Origin of the sequence: Allostigmatella hybrida (assembly GCF_020103775.1) — a bacterium.
Taxonomy (GTDB): domain Bacteria; phylum Myxococcota; class Myxococcia; order Myxococcales; family Myxococcaceae; genus Hyalangium; species Hyalangium aurantiaca.
Genome location: NZ_JAHXBH010000006.1, coordinates 384,787 through 404,943 on the forward strand (window position 1 = coordinate 384,787; position 20,157 = coordinate 404,943).

Below are 20,157 nucleotides of genomic sequence, written 5' to 3' on the forward strand. Positions count from 1 at the left end.
GTGAGACGCTGAAGTTATTTTTTGTATTGCATTGAGAGCGGATGTTTTCAGATCATGAAATGTATTCTGGCGGTGAGAGAGCGGTAAGGCGTGTTTTCCTGGTCAGGGATATGAGAGGGTTCAGCGCCCCCCACACCAAGTGGTTCGCATGTCTTTGAAAAAGTTGAGAGTGACTTTGGGAGATCGTGCTGCTGTGCGCTGTGGCAGAAGCTCAAGGAGCACAAGCGCACGGCTGCCTCACCGGTGACGGTGGTGGATCAATGGACGGGGTTCAGCGCGCTGGCCGATACCTACGACGGGATTCACCCCAATCCCACGGGCGAGGCGAAGATGGCCGAGCGCTGGTACCAGGCCATCCGTTCCCGCCTCTGAGGCGGCCTTACTTCAGCAGGGCCTCGGCCTCGGTCTTCCAGGCCTGGGCCATCTTCACCTGGCCGGCGTCCGTGAGCTGCTTACCGATCTGCGCCACCTGGGCCTGGAGCTGCTCGGCGGGAACGCCCCGGCCCTGGGCCCGGCTCAGGGCGAAGAAGTGGTGCTGGCAGCCCGTGGCGTAGTCCCCCTGGGCGAAGAGCAGCTCCGCCATGGCCGTGTAGGCCTCGGGAACGGAGCTGGTGCCGTTGTCCGGGGTGACGGTGGTGAGCACCGCCTTCGCCCCCTCGTAGTCCCTGCGGGCCAGGAGCAGCGCGCCCTTGGCGTACTGCGCGCGGGCCTGCTGCGGCCCCTTCACGGCCAGGGCCTGCTCATAGGCGGTCAGCGCCTCATCCTGCCGGCCCGCCGCCTCCAGCACGTTGCCGCGCGTCAGCCAGTACCGGTCGTCCCGCTCCAGCGCGCTGACCGTCTTGCCCTCGCCGGCGCTCACCTGGATGTTCCGGAACGTGGCCTCGTAGCCATCGATCAGCGCCAGGGCCCCGGCGGTGTCGCCCAGCTGCTGGAGCGCCTTGGCCCCCTCGAAATAGAACAGGGGCGCCGTCTTGTGCTGGGCCGCCGCCGCCTCGAAGGCCGCGCGGGCCCCCGGGTCCTTCTTCGCCGTCAGCGCCTTGGCCCGGGCGAAGAGGGCATAGGGCTCCTTCGGGGAGACGGCGAGCGCCGCGTCCGCCGCCTGGAGCGCCGCGTCCGGGTTGCCCCGGGTCAGTGCCAGCTCCGCGCGGGTGGCGAGGGCCCGGGCCTTCAGCGCGGGGCTCAGCTCCGCCTCCCGGGCTTGGAGGTCCTGCAGGGTGCGCTCCACCTCGTCCGGTCTGCCGTGCAGGGCCAGGGTGGCCAGCCCCGCCGTCAGCCGGGCTTGGAGGTGGTCTGGGTTGGCCGAGGTGGCCCGGCCCAGCGCCTCACCGGCTTGGGCGAACAGCCCCTCCTGCAGCAGGGCCTCGCCGTAGGCCGTGGCGAAGCGGGGATCCTTCCAGGCCCCCTCCATGGCGCGGGCATACGCCTGGCGTGAGGCCTGGAGGTTGCCCAGGGCCTGGTCCGTCCGCGCCTGGACGAGCCACAGCTTGGGGTTGCTCGCCCCGCGCTCGCGCAGCGCCTTCAACAGCCCGGCGGCCTCCGGGGCCTTGCCCTCGGACAGCGTCACCCAGGCCCGGACGACCCGGGCGCCATAGCGCTCGGCATCCTTGGACTCCAGGGCCTCGGCCCGGGCCAGGTGCTCGCGCGCCGGGGCCTCCGAGCCGGGCTGGTGGTGCTCCAGCCACAGCGCCGCGTGGAGGTCCGCCGCCAGGGCGTGCGCGCCGTAGACGTCCGCATCCAGGGCGAACAGCGCGTCCAGCTCCTGGAGCGCCTTCGCGAGGTCCGCGGGGTTGCCGCGCTGCGCCAGCCCCTGGGCCGCCTTGAGGTGTGTTTCCGTGTCGCGCCGCACCCGGCCCCGGTGCACCACGAAGGTGACGGCGGCCCCCAGCAGCACGGCCACCAGCGCCACCTGGGCCAGCGCACTGCCCAGGCTCTCGCGCCGTTTCCAGTCCCGTTGCCCGCCGCTACTGCCGCTTGCCATGCCCATGCGCGACCGCCTTCCGGACTGGAAATTTGAATGGTTTCGGACGTTTATGCGTGATAAGGGGAGCCGGGGCTACTTAAGGCCGCTGTCTCCGGGTGTCAACGTGGGGGGGGCCGGAGGGTTGAGCGGCTGTCGACTCCTGGAGGTGGAGTGATGGCGGTGTACACGGTGCTGGACTCCGGGGCGTTCGCGCGGATCGCCGAGGCCTTTGGGCTGGGCGAGGTGCACACGGTCGACGCCATCCCCGAGGGCTCCATCAACACCAACCACCGGTTCCTCACGTCCTCGGGGCGCTTCTTCGTGAGGCACACCACGGTGCGCTCGGCGGAGGATCTGCGCTTCGAGGCCGCGCTGCTGGCCCACCTTGCCGAGTCCCAGTTCCCGGGCCCCGCGCCCGTGCTCACGGCGCAGGGCGCACCCTTCCTGGAGCTGCAGGGCGGGCGGGTGTCGGTGTTCCGGTGGCTCGTGGGCGAGGAGTTGAAGCGCCCGCAGCTCACCGCGGAGCACCTGGAGCGCCTGGGACAGGAGCTGGGGAAGATGCACCGGCTCACCCAGTCCTTTGGCGGAAGCCGGGACAATCCCTACAGCGCGGCGCAGGTGCAGCAGTGGCTCACGGGGCTGCGGCAGAACCCGGACGCGGAGGTGGCCCAGGTGGCCGGGGAGCTGGAAGGGTACCTGGCGCGGGCCGAGCAGGAGCGCGCGGGCGGGCTGGAGCCTCGCGGCGTCATCCACGCGGACCTCTTCATGGACAACGTGAAGTGGCTGGGGGACCGGGTGGGCGCCTTCTTCGACTTCGAGATGGCGTGCCGGGATGCCTACGCGCTGGACGTGGCCATCACCCTGAACGCCTGGGGCTTCGAGGGGCAGTACGTGCCCGCGCTGTGCCAGGCCTTCTTCCGGGGCTACCAGGACGCGCGCCCCCTGTCGCCGGTGGAGCGCGAGCACCTCTTCGGGCACGCGCTCTTCGGGGCGGTGCGCTACACCGCCAGCCGCATCCGGGACTTCCACCTGTCGCCGCTGCCCGCGGAGCAGCTCACCCGCAAGAGCTTCCGCACCTACCTGGGGCGGGCCCGGGAGCTGGTGGCCCTGGGGCCCGCGGGGTTCCTCCAACTCATGGGGCTGTGAGCGGGGCGGCGCTTAGATGCCGGAGACGATCTTCCACTGGCCGTCGCGCTTCTCGAGCACCATCTGCTCCAGCTCCGAGTCGTTCTGGGCCCGGGACGTCAGCGAGGGCAGCCGCCAGCTCGCGTTCCAGTAGTAGACGGCCACCGCCTGGTCCTTGTTGATGTCCAGCCGGCGCACGTTGATGTCCACCTTGGGGTTGTCCAGCCGGGAGAAGAGGTTCTTCAGGTGGTCTGCCAGATTGGCATACGAGAGATCGTCCTCGAGCGTCTCCGTGCCGGAGTCCTCGCGGAAGCTCTCGGAGACGATGGCCAGAATGGCGCGCGAGTCCTTGGCCTCCAGGCCGGACCGGTAGCGTTCCATCACGCCCAGGATGGCGCGCGAATCCTCGGTGTCTTCGATATCGGTGCCGGCAATGCGCCGGGTGGCGCACGCCGTGACCAGGAGCAGCAGGGGCAGGACAAGGAGCGATCGGACGTTCATGGTTCGGTGGCCTCTATGAGTCCAACCGCTCCGGTGTCAACTCATTCCCCGGACGGCCGGAGGACCGGTTACGCCTTGCGGACGTGCTCGGCGATGAAGCGGTTGAGCACCGGGGTCTCGGCATCAAGAATCTTCAGCCCCTCGGACTGGATGACCTTCTCGCCAATGAGCGCCAGGGGCTTGAGCAGAAACGGCAGCTTGAGGGAAATCTCTCCCTCCATGGTGCGCTCGGTCTCGCCGTTGACGTCCCTCAGGCGCAGCACGCCGGTGTTCACCATCATCTTGGAGATGGCATTGGAGGTGGGCACGTTGGCGAACGTCAGCTCCTTGGTGCGCTTGTCATAGGTGGACGTCTCGATGAAGGCGAACCACTCGGGGGGAACCTTCTTGGGGCCAATGGAGCTGATGACGGGCTTGGGGCGGTAGCGGATCCGGCGGCGGACGACGTTGCCCTCGTCTTTGACTTCCAGCGTCTGCACCTCCAAGAGCACGCCGTGGTGCTTGAGCAGAAAATCGGAGTACCGCTCGTCGAGCAACGCGCGCTCCACCTCGTCCACCGTCCCCTGAATCCGCTGCCGCGCTTCGAACCGCATATACCCTCCTGTCGAGTAGGCGGATGCGTCTAGCGGAAAGCCCGCCGGGGCACCAGAGGTCCGCCCAGGGCACCATCCTCGAACGCACACCGGTCCACCCACTCGGTGGCCGCCTTCTTGAAGGCAGGTCCAAAATCCGGCAGTGCCCCCACCTCGTGCCTCACCGCGCCGCAGTCCCCGGCGAGGTAGGAGGATTCCACCACCAGCCGCAGGGTCTCCCGGCGCAGGGCCTCGGACAGCGGTGGGGTGGCCTCCAGCGTCTGGCGCAGGTGCTCCCCCGCGAGCGTGGGCTCGCCCACCTGGTGCAGCCGCCGCCCCAGCAGGTAGTGGAGGATGGCGTCCTTGGGCGTTGTCTCCAGTGCCCAGGCCAGCCGCACCAGGCGCAGGTCCTCGCGCGGGTCCCGGAAGAAGCGCTCCAGGGTCTCCAGGCGCGAGGGGGAGTCGATCGCGGAGAGCTTCACCTGGGCGGTGCGCTCCAGCTCGGGGCTGGGCGCCAGGGCGAGCACCCGCTCCAGGTACCGCCGGGCCCCGTCGAGCTGCGTCAGGCGCAGGGCCATGTCCGCCTGCCTCATCGCTACCTCGGCCTCCAGCGCGGGCTGGGCCTGGGCCTTCTCTGCCAGGCGCGCCAGCAACTGGGCCGCCTCGGCCGTCTGGTCGAGCTGATCCAGCGCGGAGGCCTGGCCCAGCTGGTAGGTGGGCTCCTCGGGCTGGAGCGACGCGGCGCGCTGGTAGAGCCGCAGGGACTCCTCCGGGTCGCCCAGGATGGAGCTGGCGGCCGCCTCGGACAGCCGCGCCACCTCGCGCGCACAGGTGCGGGAGAAGAGGCTGCCGGTGCGGAAGCGCAAGAGGGCGCGGCTCAGCGCCGCCTCGTCCAGCGGCAGGGAGTCCAGGAAGCGCTCCCACTCGGTGGCGAGCTCGTCCACGGAGCGGCCGTAGGCGGCGGGGAAGTCCGCGTGGGCATAGAGGGTGCGGACCTTCTCCGCGCCGTAGGTGTCCGCCAGATAACGGATGAAGGAGCCCGCGACGGTGTACGCCCGCGTGGGCGCGGCCTGGTAGAAGCTCTCGGGGCCCATCAGCCCGCGCATGTCCGGCGCCAGCCCCTGCCGGCGCATGCCCGCCGCCCACTGGTGCAGCGTGAGGTCCCCCTGGATGGGGTCATCTGCGGCGACCGCGTAGCCTTCAATCACGCCCATCAGCGGCCACACCCCGAAGCGGGTGGTGACGCGGAAGGGGCCGCTGCCCGCGGGGGCCGCCATCACGTGCGCCAGCTCGTGGTGGAGGGTGGAGTGGGGGAAGGGGCGCTCGTTGATGTGCAGCTCGTAGCGCCAGGGCTTGGCGAACTGGGTCCGTCCGGCGCCCACCAGCTCCTGTTTCTCCTCGTCCGAGCGGTAGAGGTAGACGTGGATCGTCTCCGTGGGGGCCTGGCCGAGGAAGCGGGCGAGCTGGGCGTGGCGGAACTCCAGGTCCCTCGCCAGGCGCTCCACGTCCTGCCGGGGCTTGCCGCGCGGGTAGTGCAGGCGGAAGTGGGGCGTGTCCCGGACCCCGCCGAGGCGCTCGGAGAGGGTGGCGTCGTTCATCCGCAGCCCCAGCGCGGGGGCCTGCACCTCGATGAGGAGGATGCTTCCCAGGAGCAGCGCCAGCAGCCCTCCCGTGCCCAGCCCCACGCGCGGCCGGGCAAGGCGGCCTTCCCGCACGTCCAGGCTCAGGGCCGCCAGCAGCGCCAGCACCGAGGCCCCCAGCAGCGTCTCCAGCCGGAACCACGCCAGGCGGGGGGTGACCTCCAGCGCCTCGTCGTAGAGCGGACCGGGCAGATGTCCGAGGAAGTGGTTGAAGGCATACACCTGGGGGCCGAAGACGATGGGCCAGGCGGTGAGGAGGCCCGAGGCGAGCACCAGGCCGGCATAGGCGAGCACCGCGCGCCCGGGCCGCTGGATTCCGAAGCCGCAGAGGACGCCGGCCGCGGCGGCCAGGGCGGCGGAGGGCAGGGTGAGCAGGGGGTAGAAGCCCACGAGCTCGAACGGATCACACGGGGTGGTGAGCCACGCGAAGAGGGTGGCGCTGAGGAAGGGGGGCAGGAGCACCGCGGTGTTCAGCAGCAGGGCGGCGCCCAGGGCGTGGGCCACGGCCACCCCGGGGCGTTCCGGCCGGGGAAGATCCTTCCAGCGGGGCTCCTCTCCCCGGAGGATGCGGCGCTCCTGGGCGGCGGCGGCGATGCCCACGCCTCCCCCCAGGGTGCCCACGGCGATGGCCAGGGCGAGCCCCAGTTCGAAACCGGGCACCCCAAACAGCGGGAGGAAGACCAGCGCGGAGCCTCCGAGTGCCAGGACACCCACCACACAGAGCACCGCACGGCGGCGCAGCAGGGCGAGAACTCGGGATGATGGGACTTGCTGCATGGGCTCCCCTATACTCCCTGCCAGCATGCCCGAACAGAAGACCGGTCCCGAGCACCGCCAGCACACGCGGGCGCCCATCGAACTGAAAGTCGATTACAAGAAGCTCAACTCCTTCTTCGCCGACTACACGAAGAACATCTCCAAGGGTGGCACCTTCATCAAGACGAAGAAGCCGCTGCCCATCGGCACGCGCTTCCTCTTCAAGCTGACGGTGCCCCAGCGCGAGGCGCCCTTCGAGCTGCTGGGCGAGGTGGTCTGGTCCAAGGGGGATGGGGACGAGCCCGGCATGGGCATCCGCTTCATCTACAGCAACGACTCCCAGCGCACGGAGTTCGAGGCCGTCGTCGAGAAGCTCATGGCGGACAGCCTGGGCACGGACCTGACCGAGAAGCTCCTCAAGAAGCCCCTGCACTCATGAAGCTCCATTCCGTCAAGACGGGGGCCCTGCCGGTCCTGCTGCTGCTCGTGGCCTGTCAGGCGCCCGAAGCCCAGGGCAAGCCTCCCGCGAGCCGCCCGCCTGTCACCGATGTGTCCGCGGAGGACTATGTGCTGCCCCCGCTGCCGCGTGCCTGGGTCCGCCTCAAGGATGCTTTTGGAGGGGTTCACCGGGTGGAGGTGGAAGTGGCCGCCACGCCGGAGTCCCGCACGCGCGGGATGATGTGGCGCAAGGAGCTGGCCGCCGGCAAGGGCATGCTCTTCCTCTTCCCCGAGGAGGAGGTGCAGAGCTTCTGGATGCGCAACACGCTCATCCCCCTGGACATGCTCTTCATCAACTCGAAGATGCAGCTGGTGGGCATCAGCGAACGGGCCGTGCCGCGCACGCTCACGCCGCGCTCGGTGGGGGTGCCCAGCCAGTTCGTGCTGGAGGTCCCCGGCGGCTGGTGCCAGTCGGTGGGGGTGGTGAAGGGCGCGACCGTGGAGTTCGAGGGTGTCTCCTCCATCCCCATCGTTCCCTGAGCCCGCGGTGCCTGGATGCCTCCGGAGGGGAACATGACGGCTGAAACGCTTCCCGAGACCATGCGTGCCCTGTGCCTCACGGACTACGGCGGGGGGCCCCACGCGCTGCGGCTCGTGCGGCGCCCGGTGCCGAAGCCCGCGCCCGGACAGCTCCTGGTGCGCGTGAAGGCCGCGCCCATCCACCCCGCGGACCAGATGTTCATGCGGGGCCAGTATGGGGTGAAGAAGCCGCTGCCGGTGGTGCCCGGCTTCGAGGGCAGCGGCACGGTGGTGGCCGCGGGGAGCCTGGCCGGACGGCTGCTGGTGGGGCGCCGGGTGGGGGTGTCCTCCGCGCAGAGCCAGGATGGGACGTGGGCGGAGTACGTGGTGGTGCCCATGTCCCAGTGCCTGCCCCTGTTGCCGGGCATCGATGACGAGCAGGGGGCAAGCCTCTTCGTCAACCCCTTCTCGGCCTGGGCGATGATGGAGCTGGCGCGCCAGGGCAAGCACCGGGCGCTGGTGCAGAGCGCGGCGGCGAGCACCCTGGGGCGCATGCTGCTGCGGCTCTCCCTGCAGGCGGGGATTCCGCTGGTGAACATCGTCCGCCGGGCGGAGCAGGAGGCGCTGCTGCGCGGGCTGGGGGCCGAGCACGTGGTGAACAGCAGCGAGCCGGAGTTCGAGGAGCGCCTGCGGCTGCGCTGCCACGAGCTGGGGGTGACGCTGGGCTTCGACGCGGTGGCGGGCGCGATGACGGGGCAGCTCCTTCAGGCGCTGCCCGAGGGCGGGACGGTGGTGGTCTACGGCGCGCTCTCCGGCGAGGAGAGCCGCGTGCCGGTGGGCGAGTTGATCTTCCGCCGCCAGAAGGTGGAAGGGTTCTGGTTGGGCGCGTGGCTCTCCCAGGGCTTCGGCAAGTCCCAGCTCCGGGCCCTGGTGGAGGTGCCCCTGCGGATGGGCAAGGCGTTCGAGACGCCCGTGCGCGCGCGCTTTCCCCTCGAAGCGGCGGAAGAGGCGCTGCGCCTGGCCGGGACGGACATGACGTCGGGCAAGGTGTTCTTCACCCCGAACGCCTGAGCCCCGGAGGGCCTCAGCCCTTCGGGCGGGAGATGGGGCCCACCTTGCACTTCGTCACCTGCCGGTAGGCCTCCGGAGCCAGCAGGAGCTGGGTGCCCCGCACGCCCGCGGACACGGAGATGACGTCGAACAGGTCGATCGTCTCGTCCGCGAAGACGGGGTAGTCCTTCTTGCCGCCCAGGGCCGTCACACCGCCCCGAATGTAGCCCGTGAGCGGCTGCAGCTCCTTCAGGGGCACGGTGTCCACCTTCCGGTCCCCGCTCAGCCGGGCCAGCGCCTTCAGGTCCAGCTCCGCGTCGCCGGGCACCACGGCCAGGAGGACGCCCGTCCGGTCGCCGCGCGCCACCAGCGTCTTGAACACCTGCTCCGCGGGCAGCCCCACCTTGGCGGCCACCGTCTCGGCGGACAGGTCCTCGGGGTCCACCTCGTACTCGCGCAGCTCGTAGGCAACCCCGAGCGTGTCCAGCAGGCGGGCGGCGTTCGTCTTCACGGCCTCACATCCCCAGGGCCTGGGCGGCGGCTTTGACGCGGGTGAGCGCCTCTTCGGGCGTGGTGCCCACGGCGGACAGGTGCCCCATCTTCCGGCCCTTGCGTGCCTCGCGCTTGCCGTACAGGTGCAGCCGGACGCCCGGCATCGCCAGCACCTGCTCGAAGCGGGGGCCGCCCTCGCTCAGCCACAGGTCCCCCAGCAGGTTCACGATGGCCGCGGGGCGCACCACCTCCACCGAGCCCAGGGGCAGGTTGCACACCGCGCGCACCGCCTGCTCGAACTGGCTGGTGAGGCAGGCCACCTCCGTGGCGTGGAAGCTGTTGTGCGGCCGGGGGGCCAGCTCGTTCACGAGCAGCGTGCCGTCCTTCAACAGGAACATCTCCACCACCAGGAGCCCCTCCACCTGGAGCGCGTGGGCCATGGCTCGGGCGATGTCCGCGGCCTGCGAGGCCACGGCGGGAGGGACCGGGCCGGGGAGCAGCGACCAGGCCAGGATGCGGTCCTCGTGGTGGTTGAAGGCGGGCGGGTACACCGCCGTCTCGCCCCGGGGGTTGCGGGCCACCAGCACGGACAGCTCGGCCTCCAGGTCCAGCGTGGCCTCCACCACCACCGCGCGCTCGCCCAGCTCGCGCCAGGCCTGGGGGGCCTCCGCGGCGGACCTCACCACCACCTGCCCGCGGCCGTCATAGCCGCCCTCGCAGGACTTCACGAAGCAGCGCCCTCCCAGGGCGCTCACCTCCGCGGCGAGCGCCTCCGCGCGGCCCACCTCGCGCCAGGGGCCCAGCGGAAAGCCGTTCTTGGCCAGCCACGCCTTCTGCCGTCCCCGGTGCTGCACGACTTCCAGCACCTCGGCGGAGGGGCGCACCGGCGCGTGCTCCGTCGCCGCCCTCAGCGAGGCCAGGGGAATCTTTTCGATCTCCAGCGTCACCACCTCGCACGCCCGGGCGAGCTGGGCCGCCGCCTTCGCGTCCCCGAAGTCGGCCGTGTAGCACTGGTCCACCACCCAGCGGGCGGGGCAGGCGGGATCCGGATCCAGCGCCTGGACCTGGAAGCCGAGTGTGCGGGCCGACAGCGCCATCATCCGGCCGAGCTGCCCTCCGCCCAGGATGCCGAGCGTTCCTCCGGGGAGCACGGTCTTCATGAGAGCTCCCGTTCGTGAAGCACTTCGTCGGTGCGGGCCTTGCGCCAGCTGGCCAGCCGCGCGCGCAGCTCCGGGCGCTGGAGGGCGAGGATGGAGGCGGCGTGGAGCGCGGCGTTGGCCGCGCCGGGCTTGCCGATGGCCTGGGTGCCCACGGGGACGCCCTTGGGCATCTGGACGATGGACAGCAGCGCGTCGAAGCCGTTGAGCACCGTGGTGGGCATGGGCACCCCCAGCACGGGCAGCAGCGTCTTGCTGGCCACCATGCCCGGCAGGTGGGCCGCCCCGCCGGCCGCCGCGATGATGACCGACAGCCCCCGGGACTCCGCCGTGGAGGCGTATTCGATCATCCAGTCCGGGGTGCGGTGGGCGGAGACGATGCGCACCTCGTGGGGGATGCCCAGCTCGGTGAGGATGTCGATGGCAGGGCGCAGGTGCTCGAGATCGCTCTTGCCGCCCATGATGACTCCGACCCAGGGGGTGTCCGCACTCGCCATGCTGTCTCGCGCCTCCATGCGCTTTCCCGCCGGGGGCGGGAGAATGCGGAGATAGGGCGGCGCGATTCCGCCGGTCAACCGAGAAGCGCGCGTCCTGTGAGGTGGCGGGGAGGTTGGGCCCCCCAGCATCCCCTCAGTACGTGGAGCCCATGCGCCCGAAGCTCTTGAGCGCCTGAGTCTTCGAGCGCTTGACGGCCGTGTTCACTTCGTACGCGTTGCCGGCGCTCTCGTACTCGGCCATGGCCGCGTCCTGTTCGGCCATGTCGGCGGCCACCGCCGGTGCTCCCGCCACCGAGGCGGCCTCGTGGAACATCTGCTGGTTCTGCTGGATGAGCTGCTTGGCCTCGTCCTTCCGCCCCAGCTTGAGGGCCTCGGCGGCTTTCTGGAGGTTCTGCGCGCTGCGGGCGCGGGTGGCGAACACGGTGGCGTCCTTGTCCTGCCGGGCGAGCACCTCCTCGCGCCGGTCCGTGACCATCGCCGACAGGCGGGCGGTGGTGCCCACGGTCTTGTCCTTCAAGAGGTCCGTGTAGGCGAGCTTCAGCCCCGTCACGTCCACCGCCTGGCCCACGCGAGCGCCCGTCACCACCACCCGGGCCACCACGCGCTCGGCCTGCCCGGCGGAGAAGTCCGGCAGGGCCACGCGCACCGTGTTCCCCGCGCTGCTGGAGCGGTAGCCCAGCACCTCGCCCAGCGTTACCCCCTCGGGCAGCTCGAAGGAGAGCTCCACGTTGCGCGCCACCTGGGTGGTGGCCTGCTGCAGGTCCTTCTGGAAGATCGTCGCCAGCTGCCCCGCGTCCTCCAGGAAGCCGTAGGCCCCGGCGCCGTACTCGGCGAAGGCCTGCATCAGGTCCTCGTTGAAGTCCGTTCCCACGCCGATGGAGCTCACCGTCATGCCCTGGGCGCGGATGTCCTTGGCGAGCTGCTGGAGGCTGCCCGCGTCGGTGCTGCCCTCGGTGGGCTGCCCATCGCTGATGAGGATGAGGCGGTTGACGCGGTAGTCCGAGCGTGCGGCCTCGATCTGGGCCTGGCCCGCGAGCAGGCCCGCGCTGATGTTGGTGCCGCCCTCGTCCCAGATGCCCTCGATGTACTGCACCATCCGCTCGCGGTTGGCGGGGGTGGCCCGCATGCCCGGCAGGCTCTTCACATCCGAGCCGTAGTGGACGATGGCCAGCCGGTCCTCGTCCTTGAGCATCTTCACGAGCTGCCGCGCGGCCTGCTTGGCCTGCTCCAGCTTGTAGCCGCTCATGGAGCCGGACCGGTCGATGATGAGCGCCAGGTTCACCGGGCTGCGCTTCGCCCCCGGCACCTCCTGGCCCTGGAGGTCCACGGTGACGAAGAGGTCCGAGCGGCCCGGGATGATGTAGGGGTGGGACAGGCGGCTCGTCATCGCCAGCGAGCCCTGGGAGGTGCTGGGCGGCGGGGACGGCAGGGCAGGGGGCGGGGGGGACGGCTGGGCCGGCAGGGGCGTGGCCCCATGGAGCAGGGGGGCGGTCAGCTGCGGCAGCCCCAGCACGAGGGCGGTGAGCGCGAGCCCCCCGGTCAAAGCCAGCAGGGTGGTGGTCTTGTTCATGGCAGGGCTCCTTGGGACAGCGGGCCCTGCTTCAGACGGATGAGGCGGAAAAAAGGTCTACGGATTCTTCAGGGCGTCAGCGCGACCGCGCAGAAGTACGGCGAGTTGTTCTCCCCGAACGTCCGCCGGTAGGCCACCGGGTCCTCCTGCCGCAGCCGCTCCAGCGAGGCCTGGTCCAGGAGCAGCGAGCGGCAGGTGATGCCGGTGCGGATGTCCTCGGCCACGCCCGAGTCCGTCACCTCGCAGCCCGACTTGCCCGAGCCCTCCACGCAGTCCTGGCTGCAGTAGCCCTTGGCCTGGGCATCCGGGTTGGGGTCTCCCACGAAGTTCGCGTCCCGGACGCAGACGAGGTCCTCACAGTCCGTGACGCCAAAGGAGATGAAGTCCTGGCCCGGGAGGATCTCCCGCTCGAGGATGGCCGTGGACTCCCCGGGGCGGTCCGGATCCTGCTTGATCAGCAGGCACTCCTGGCCCAGCTGGGTGGTGACCTCGCACGCGCTGGCGAGCAGGGCGGCACTCAGAACGATGACCAGACGCGCAGACATGACCGGTGTGCACCTCATGAGAAGGGAAGAGGAAGGCAAAGGAGGGGTGAGCCCCGGACCGTAGCATAGCGGCTCGCGCTGCCAACCGTTTCCGCCACAAGTGGCATGAGTGGAATAGTTCAGGCAGGGGGAATGCCGGGAACGTAACCGGGACATGCTCGGATTGGTTGTAGGGGTGGAAGTGGACGGATAGGATGCCCCCGCCGTTGACACTCCGCACATTCGCGGGCGGCTGATCGCCCCTCCACCACGGAGCCCCCGGAAGTGAATCGCCTCAAGGCCACCCTGCTCGCGCTGTGCTTCGGACCCGCGCTAGCGCTCGCCCAATCCCAAGAGGGGATGGGACTCGACCTCAGCGGCTCGGACGCCAATCAGGCCGAGGAGTCGCAGACCGAAGAGACCCCTCTTGCCGCTGAAACCCCACCCGCCCCGGAGGCCGCCCCGCCGGCCGCCGAGCCCCCTCCGGAGCCCGTGGCCGTCTCCACGGACGTGACCTTGGACGACCGGGTCAAAAGCGTTCAGCGAAAGGTGTACCTGAAGAAGGGCCGCTTCGAGCTGACGCCCCAGGTGAGCTTCTCCATCAATGATCCGTACTATTCGAAGCTGGGCGCCTCGCTGCGCGGGGCGTACTACTTCGCGGACACCCTGGCGGTGGCCGTGCGCGGCTCGGTGATGCAGGTGATTCCCTCGGAAGACGTGCGCATCGCCAAGCGCAGCTTCCAGTCGGCCATCTACAACTCGGTGCCCAACTGGGCCGCCATGGGCGACGTGGAGTGGAGCCCCCTGTATGGCAAGGTGGCCTTCCTCAACTCCATTCTCCACTTCGACGGCTACCTCGTGGGCGGCCTGGGCGTGGTGCAGACCGAGACCTCCTCGCTGCCGGGCCGCGGGCTCAACATCGCCACCGACCTGGGCGTGGGCCTGCGCTTCGTGGCCAAGGACTTCCTGGCGGTGAACACTTCCTTGATCAACACCTCGTACGTGGATCAGCCCCTGGGTACCAGCAAGGGGGCGCTGCAGAACGTCATGACGATCAACGCGGGCATCTCGCTGTTCTTCCCCCTGCAGTCCACTGGCCGGGAGGGCGAGTGATGCGCGCCTTCTCTCTCCTGTGGGTGCTCTGCTGGGCGCCGGCCGTGGCCTTGGCCCAGACCGCTCCGCCCCCCACGGCCACGGAGCCCGTGCCCGCCGCGTCCTCCTCGGAGGCCGAGGCTGGCGACGTGTCCGAGGTGGACAAGGACGCGCTCGGGCCGCTGCGCGAGCGCATCCGCCCCGTGTCCGGCCACCTCTTCCTCAAGAAGGGCCGCTTCGAGGTCAGCCCCTCGGCCACCGTCACCTTCCGGGATGCGTTCTTCTCCAAGTACATCCTGGGGGCGTCGCTGACCTACCACCCCCTGGAGACGCTCGGGGTGGGGCTGCGCGCCGGGTACGCGCTCTCGGCGGTGTCCGGCTCGGCGCAGATCTGCACCTTCACCCAGGTGGAGGGGGGCGTCACCCGCGGGTGCCGCTCGCCGTCCTTCGAGCAGCTGGATGGCGAGGCCCCCGGCCTGCTCACCCTGATGGCGGGGGTGGACCTGCAGTGGGCGCCCATCTACGGGAAGATCTCCGTGCTGGCCGAGAAGTTCCTCCACTTCGACATGTACGGCATCGTGGGCGCCTCGGCGGTCCAGTACAAGGGGCGGCGTGCCAGCGAAGGGGAGGGGGGCCAGTCCTTCACCACGGTGGGCGGAAACGTGGGCATCGGCTTCCGCTTCTTCCTCAACCGGTACATGACGGTGCGCACCGAGGTGCGTGACCTCATCTATGTGGAGAAGGCGGTTCTTCCCTCCACCACGCTGCGCAACCAGCTGATGTTCGAGCTGGGCTTCTCCTTCTTCTTCCCCACTGCCCTTCCCGAGTCATGATGCGCACCTCCCGACTCCTCCGTTTCGCCCTGCTCGGGCTTACGCTCGTGTGGGCCAACCCCGCCCCTGCCCAGAGCTTCGAGGGCCTCGACACGCCCGGCGCTTCGAAGAAGAAGCGCGGCAAGCAGGCTGCCAAGAAGAAGAAGCCCGCGCGTGGCAAGAAGGCCGTTCCGGCCGAGACTCCTCCCGAGGAGGAGGCCATGCCCGCGGCGAGCGAGGCTCCCGCGGATGCGGCCGCCACGCCCGCCGAGGCGCCCACGCCCTCTCCGGGCGTCGCACCGGATCCGGTGCCCACGCCGGAGGCCACGCCTACCCCCGCGCCCGCGCAGACCGAGGGGCTGGGGCTGGATCTGACGGGCAGCTCGTCCAAGGGCACCGCGCCCACCATGTCCTTTGACGCGGTGGACGTGTCCGGCAAGACCGCGGACCGGCAGCGCCTGGACGTGGCCGTGTCGCTCTTCAAGAACGACGAGTACGAGCAGGCCTCCATGTCGGCCTACGAGGTGCTCCAGGACCCGAAGATGTCGGGCCTGCACACCGAGGCGCGCTACGTGGTGGCCAAGGCCCTGTACCGCATGGGGCTGTACCACTCGGCGCTCGGCGAGTTCTCGAAGATCCTCGCGCTGGGCCCCCAGACGAAGTTCTTCAAGACGAGCCTGGAGTGGCTGTTCTTCATCAGCCGCAAGACGAAGAACGAGACGGTCGTTCTCGACGAGATCGCCCGCTACGCCAACTACGAGTTCCCCGAGAAGTTCCGCAGCGAGTTCCGCTACCTGCTGGCGCGCTACCACTTCGTGCGCGGCCGCGCGCTCGACCAGGTGGGGCAGACGGCCGAGGCGGACAAGAGCTTCGAGGAAGTGAAGCGGCTGGCGCTGACGGTGCCGCGCACCGACGCGTTCTACCCGCGCGTGAAGTTCCTGCAGGGCATCGCGCTGTTCCGCTTCGGCACCAAGCAGAAGAGCGCCGATGGGCGCCGTGGCGACACCAACATGATGCAGTCCATCGAGGCGATGAAGGAAGTCGTCCGCCTCACGCGTCCCAACCCCGCCAAGGGCGGCGAGGAGGCGAAGCTGGATCAGTCCCTGCGCGAGCTGGCGTTCATGCAGCTGGCCCGGACGCACTACGGCATGCAGCAGAACCGCTACGCCATCTTCTACTTCAACAAGATCGAGCGCGGCACCACGCAGTGGCTGGAGTCGATGTTCGAGTCGAGCTGGGCCAACTACCGCGTGGGCCAGTATGAGCAGGCGCTGGGCAACCTCATCACCCTGTCCTCGCCCTTCTTCCGGGAGGAGTACTTCCCCGAGGCGCTCATCCTCAAGGCGGTCATCTATTACGAGAACTGCCGCTACCGCGAGTCCACCCTCATCCTCCAGGACTTCGAGCGCACCTACCTGCCGGTGCACGACCAGCTGGACAAGCTGGTGAAGGAGAACAGGAACGCCGACGAGTACTACGGCGTGCTCTCCGAGGTTCAGAAGAAGAACAAGGAGGGGCTGGAGAAGAACGGCACGGACATCATCCTGGAGCGCATCCTGCGCCTGGCCCTCACGGATCAGGACCTGAAGAAGACCAACGACTCCATCCTCGAGCTGGAGAACGAGATGGACCTGTTTGGCGAGAAGAAGGACACCTTCAAGTACTCCGAGCTGTCCAAGGCCCTGCTGGAGGGGCTCAAGGAGCAGCGCGTCTCGCTCATCTCGCGCGCGGGCATCATGGCCAAGGGCAAGCTGGAGACGGAGCTGATGGCGCTCAAGCAGCTCCTGGCCAACGGGCTGCGCATCAAGTTCGAGACGACTACGAAGGAGAAGGAGTTCCTCGAGGAGCAGCTCAAGGCGGGTGGGCGCACGGCCATCGTGAAGAAGTACCGGTACTCGGTGGCGGTGCCGGATGATCAGCTCTACTGGCCGTACGAGGGTGAGTACTGGCGCGACGAGCTGGGCACCTACCAGTACACGATGACGAAGGGCTGCATCGAGCGCGACTCGGCCAACCGCGACGTCCAGGCGTCGAGTCAGGCGCGGTAAGCGGGAGCATGGAGGAGCCTGCCCGGCGCGCATCCTTGCGCGCCGTCTTTGGTATCGTGGTGCTGGACCTCATCGGGTTCGGCATCCTCATCCCGCAGCTGGGGGTGTACGGAGTGAAGTTCGGCGCCTCGGCCTTCACGGCGGGGCTGCTGGTGTCCGTGTACTCGCTGATGCAGCTCTTGTTCGCCCCGGTGCTGGGGCGGCTGTCGGACCGGTACGGCCGCAGGCCCGTGCTGCTCGTGAGCCTGGCGGGCTCCCTCGCAGGCTATGTGCTGTTCGCCTTCGCCCACTCGCTGCCGCTGCTGTTCCTGGCGCGCATCATCGACGGGGTGAGCGGGGGCAACATCGCCACGGCCCAGGCGTACGTGGCGGATGTCACCCGCCCCGAGGAGCGCGCCAAGGGCATGGGGCTCATCGGCGCGGCGTTTGGCCTGGGCTTCGTGCTGGGCCCGGCGCTGGGCGGGTTCCTGGGGGCCTGGGGCGGCAACCTGGCCATTGGCCTGTTCGCCGCGGGGCTCGCGGGGCTCAACCTGCTCGTCACCTACCTGTTCCTTCCGGAGTCCCTCCAGCCGGGCCGCTCTCCGGGGGTGCCGGTGCGCTCGGTGCGCGGGGCCCTCGGCGCGCTGCGGCTGCCGGTGGTGGGCCCGTGCCTGGCCCTCATCCTCCTGTTCACCACCGCCTTCGCGCAGATGGAGGGGACCTTCTCGGTGTTCCTCCTCTCGCGGTTCCTCTCCTCGGGGCCGGTGCCGCTGGAGGGAGGGCTCTTCTTCCTGAGCGCTCAGGCGAGCCCGGAGGTGCTGGCCCAGGCCAGCCTCCGCACGGGCTGGCTGTTCGCCCTGGTGGGCGTGCTGTCGGCCGTGCTGCAGGGGGGGCTGCTCCGGAAGCTCCTGCCGGACCGGCACCCGGCGCCCGGCACGGGCTCGCGGACGGGCCGGGAGGCGGTGCTGGTGGTGGTGGGATTCGCGGTGACAGCGCTGGGACTCGCCGTGCTACCGCTGGCGCCCACCTACGGGTGGCTCTTCCCGGCCATGGGGCTGTTGGCGGTGGGCTCGGCCTTCACCCACCCCTCCCTGTCCGCGGTGGTGTCCCTGCACGCGCCGGCGGAGCGGCAGGGGGCTGTGTTGGGTACCTATCAAGCCTTCAGCTCCCTGGGGCGGATTCTGGGCCCGGCGCTGGGAGGATGGCTCTTCACCCGCTTTGGCCCGTCCATGCCGTATGGCACGGCGGCGGGGATGCTGGGGGTGGGCGCGGCCCTGGCACTGGGATTGGTGTCGCGCATGCGAATGGCGGACGCGGGCGCGCGGCAAAGCCCGTAAGATGGGGGACATGGTGGGCACGTCGCAGGACCTCAAGGACATCACCATTGCCTTCGATGTGATGGGCAGCGATCACGGACCCGAGGAGGTGGTGCGCGGCGCCGCGCAGCTCTCCTTGGAGGCGCCCCACATCCACGCGTTGCTCGTGGGAGACCGCGATGCCATCGACGCGGTGCTCGCCGAGACGAAGCACCGCGCCGAGCGCATCTCCGTGCAGCACGTGAGCGAGTTCATCGCCATGGACGAGAAGCCGGGCGAGGCGCTGGCGCGCAAGAAGAACGCCTCGGTGGCGGTGGCCGCCCAGCTCGTCGCCGAGGGCGAGGCGCATGCGCTCGTCTCCGCGGGCAACACGGGGGCATGCGTGCTGGCGTGCGCGCGCTTCTTCCAGCTCATTCCCGGGGTGCGCCGGGCGGCGCTGGCGGCGGTGTACCCCACGCGCGGCACCCGCGGGGAGAAGGAGGATCCGTTCTCCCTCATCCTGGACGTGGGGGCCACGGTGGAGGCCACGGCGGAGGACCTGGTCACCTTCGCGGTGATGGGCTCGGCGTACGCGCGCATCATCTCCCGCAACGAGCGCCCCAAGGTGGCGCTGCTCTCCAATGGGGTGGAGCCGCAGAAGGGCCCCCCGCGGGTGGTGGAGGCGCACGCGCGCCTGTCCGCCATGCCGGGGGTGAACTTCGTGGGCAACGTGGAGGGCGTGGACATTCCCAAGGGCACCGTGGACGTCATCGTCACGGACGGCTTCATGGGCAACGTGTGCCTGAAGATGCTGGAGGGCGTGCACGACACGGTGGTGGAGCTGGCCCAGTACGCCTACAAGGAGAAGCTGCGCTGGCGCGCGGGGCTGGCCATGCTCTCCAGCGGCATCCAGCGCATCAAGGACATCACCGACTGGGAGCAGTACGGCGGGGCGCCGGTGCTCGGCTTCGACCGCATCTTCATCAAGGCGCACGGGCGTTCGAAGGCGCGCGCCATCACCAACGCGGGCAAGGTGGCGGCGAAGGCCGTGGCGCACCAGCTCGGCACCGCCATCCAGGAAGGCCTGCCCCGGTGAGCTTGCCGGACCGCATCGATCCCCCGCCGCCGAAGCGCATCTACCGGTGGGACTTGGACAAGACGTACCTGCGCACGGACTTCGACTCGTTCCGGGACCTGGTGCGCACCGCGATGCAGAAGGCCCACCAGAAGGTGGCCGTGCCGGGGGCCTCCGCGCTCATCAAGGAGCTGGCGGACAAGGGCGACTCCCGGCTGTGCATCGTCTCCGGCAGCCCCACGCAGATGCGCGCGGTGCTGGAGGAGAAGCTCAAGCTGGACGGGGTGAAGTGGGACGAGTTCGTCCTCAAGGACAACGTGGGCAACCTGCTGCGCGGGCGCTTCCGGGCGCTGCGCGGGCAGGTGGGCTACAAGCTGCCCGCCATCCTGGAGAGCCGGGCGAGCGCCCCCGTCGAGGCCGAGGAGGTGCTCTTCGGGGATGACGCGGAGGCCGATGCGTTCATCTACTCGCTCTATGCGGACCTCATCGCCGGACGGGTGGACGAGCGCGTCCTCAACCAGGTGATGGAGGCAGGCTCCGTCTACCCGGACGACGCCGAGCGGGTGCGCCAGGCCTGGAAGAAGATCCCCGTGGCGGACCCCGTGCGCCGCATCTTCATCCACCTGGACCGGCTGACGCCGCCGGCCCACTTCGCGGCGTATGGGCCGCGCGTGGTGCCCATCTTCAACTACTTCCAGGCGGCGCTGGTGCTGCTGGCGGATGGGCACCTGACGGCCCCGCAGGTCATCAAGATCGCCGTGGAGATGGTGCAGACGGCGGGGCACAACATCATCACCCTGTCCAACTCGTTCCAGGACTTGCTGCGGCGGGGCCTGCCGCTGCAGCAGGCCGCCGTGGCGCTGTCCCAGGCGCTGGAGGGGCCCAACGGGCTCTTGCAGGCGATGCGGCCGGTGCCGGACATCATCGCCGCCTTCACCAAGCGCCTGGCCGCCCTCGGCACGCCGCCCCCGCCTCCCCGGGTGCAGGCGGTGGACTACCTCGCGCTGGTGTCCCACGCCCTGCCGCGCACCCACAAGGAGCGCAAGAAGTAGGCG

At 69.8% G+C, this 20,157-nt stretch carries 19 protein-coding genes; 10 read left to right on the forward strand and 9 right to left on the reverse strand.

Annotated features, from left to right (window positions below; all coding sequences use genetic code 11):
- Positions 1-379: 379 nt before the first annotated feature.
- Complete coding sequence (locus KY661_RS14135; protein WP_317987258.1) at positions 380-1,978, reverse strand: tetratricopeptide repeat protein; 1,599 nt, start codon at positions 1,976-1,978, stop codon at positions 380-382.
- Between the two features lie 156 nt (positions 1,979-2,134).
- Between KY661_RS14135 and KY661_RS14140 the strand changes: the two genes are divergently transcribed.
- Positions 2,135-3,106, forward strand: coding sequence for a homoserine kinase (locus tag KY661_RS14140; protein WP_225410696.1), 972 nt, complete (start codon positions 2,135-2,137; stop codon positions 3,104-3,106).
- Positions 3,107-3,118: 12 nt separating this feature from the next.
- On the opposite strand, the gene KY661_RS14145 is transcribed toward KY661_RS14140, so the two are convergent.
- The 3 genes from KY661_RS14145 to KY661_RS14155 form a co-directional block, all read right to left on the reverse strand.
- Positions 3,119-3,586, reverse strand: coding sequence for a nuclear transport factor 2 family protein (locus KY661_RS14145; RefSeq protein WP_225410697.1), 468 nt, complete (start codon positions 3,584-3,586; stop codon positions 3,119-3,121).
- Between the two features lie 68 nt (positions 3,587-3,654).
- Positions 3,655-4,179, reverse strand: a complete 525-nt coding sequence (locus tag KY661_RS14150) for a hypothetical protein (RefSeq protein ID WP_225410698.1) — start codon at positions 4,177-4,179, stop codon at positions 3,655-3,657.
- Between the two features lie 29 nt (positions 4,180-4,208).
- Positions 4,209-6,575 (reverse strand): hypothetical protein, encoded by a 2,367-nt coding sequence (locus KY661_RS14155; RefSeq protein WP_225410699.1) that lies wholly within the window; start codon positions 6,573-6,575, stop codon positions 4,209-4,211.
- A 25-nt stretch (positions 6,576-6,600) separates the two neighbouring features.
- Here KY661_RS14155 and KY661_RS14160 point away from each other — a divergent pair, with 25 nt between their 5' ends.
- From KY661_RS14160 to KY661_RS14170, 3 genes are read left to right on the forward strand one after another with little or no spacing between them, the layout of a single operon-like run.
- Positions 6,601-6,993: a TIGR02266 family protein gene (locus KY661_RS14160; protein WP_075010471.1), complete on the forward strand. Its 393-nt coding sequence runs from the start codon at positions 6,601-6,603 to the stop codon at positions 6,991-6,993.
- On the forward strand, positions 6,990-7,532 hold the full coding sequence (locus KY661_RS14165) for a DUF192 domain-containing protein (protein WP_225410700.1): 543 nt from the start codon (positions 6,990-6,992) through the stop codon (positions 7,530-7,532). Before KY661_RS14160 ends, KY661_RS14165 begins: the two co-directional genes overlap by 4 nt.
- Before the next feature lie 33 nt (positions 7,533-7,565).
- Positions 7,566-8,582, forward strand: coding sequence for a zinc-binding dehydrogenase (locus KY661_RS14170; protein ID WP_225410701.1), 1,017 nt, complete (start codon positions 7,566-7,568; stop codon positions 8,580-8,582).
- A gap of 13 nt (positions 8,583-8,595) precedes the next feature.
- Here KY661_RS14170 and ybaK read toward each other — a convergent pair whose 3' ends face one another.
- The 5 genes from ybaK to cglC form a co-directional block, all read right to left on the reverse strand.
- A complete protein-coding gene (gene ybaK / locus KY661_RS14175; RefSeq protein ID WP_225410702.1) occupies positions 8,596-9,072 on the reverse strand; it encodes a Cys-tRNA(Pro) deacylase in 477 nt (158 codons plus the stop codon).
- Between the two features lie 4 nt (positions 9,073-9,076).
- Positions 9,077-10,213: a 5-(carboxyamino)imidazole ribonucleotide synthase gene (gene purK / locus KY661_RS14180; protein WP_225410703.1), complete on the reverse strand. Its 1,137-nt coding sequence runs from the start codon at positions 10,211-10,213 to the stop codon at positions 9,077-9,079.
- Positions 10,210-10,707, reverse strand: coding sequence for a 5-(carboxyamino)imidazole ribonucleotide mutase (gene purE / locus KY661_RS14185; RefSeq protein ID WP_075010516.1), 498 nt, complete (start codon positions 10,705-10,707; stop codon positions 10,210-10,212). Before purE ends, purK begins: the two co-directional genes overlap by 4 nt.
- Positions 10,708-10,840: 133 nt before the next feature.
- Entirely contained in the window at positions 10,841-12,277 is a 1,437-nt protein-coding gene (locus KY661_RS14190; protein ID WP_225410704.1) for a vWA domain-containing protein, read from the reverse strand.
- Positions 12,278-12,345: 68 nt separating this feature from the next.
- Complete coding sequence (gene cglC, locus KY661_RS14195; RefSeq protein ID WP_143101645.1) at positions 12,346-12,822, reverse strand: adventurous gliding motility lipoprotein CglC; 477 nt, start codon at positions 12,820-12,822, stop codon at positions 12,346-12,348.
- 264 nt (positions 12,823-13,086) lie between these two features.
- Here cglC and KY661_RS14200 point away from each other — a divergent pair, with 264 nt between their 5' ends.
- From KY661_RS14200 to KY661_RS14225, 6 genes are read left to right on the forward strand one after another with little or no spacing between them, the layout of a single operon-like run.
- Complete coding sequence (locus KY661_RS14200) at positions 13,087-13,914, forward strand: outer membrane beta-barrel domain-containing protein (RefSeq protein ID WP_225410705.1); 828 nt, start codon at positions 13,087-13,089, stop codon at positions 13,912-13,914.
- Entirely contained in the window at positions 13,914-14,726 is an 813-nt protein-coding gene (locus tag KY661_RS14205; protein ID WP_075010477.1) for an outer membrane beta-barrel domain-containing protein, read from the forward strand. The genes KY661_RS14200 and KY661_RS14205 overlap by 1 nt, the downstream gene beginning before the upstream one ends.
- The gene (gltC, locus tag KY661_RS14210; RefSeq protein WP_225410706.1) at positions 14,726-16,753 is read left to right on the forward strand and encodes an adventurous gliding motility protein GltC; all 2,028 of its coding nucleotides are present in this window, start codon (positions 14,726-14,728) and stop codon (positions 16,751-16,753) included. Before KY661_RS14205 ends, gltC begins: the two co-directional genes overlap by 1 nt.
- Positions 16,754-16,761: 8 nt before the next feature.
- Positions 16,762-18,069: an MFS transporter gene (locus tag KY661_RS14215; RefSeq protein ID WP_225410707.1), complete on the forward strand. Its 1,308-nt coding sequence runs from the start codon at positions 16,762-16,764 to the stop codon at positions 18,067-18,069.
- Positions 18,070-18,079: 10 nt separating this feature from the next.
- Positions 18,080-19,123, forward strand: a complete 1,044-nt coding sequence (plsX, locus tag KY661_RS14220) for a phosphate acyltransferase PlsX (protein WP_075010518.1) — start codon at positions 18,080-18,082, stop codon at positions 19,121-19,123.
- Positions 19,120-20,154: a phosphatase domain-containing protein gene (locus tag KY661_RS14225; RefSeq protein WP_075010480.1), complete on the forward strand. Its 1,035-nt coding sequence runs from the start codon at positions 19,120-19,122 to the stop codon at positions 20,152-20,154. Before plsX ends, KY661_RS14225 begins: the two co-directional genes overlap by 4 nt.
- Positions 20,155-20,157 lie beyond the last annotated feature (3 nt).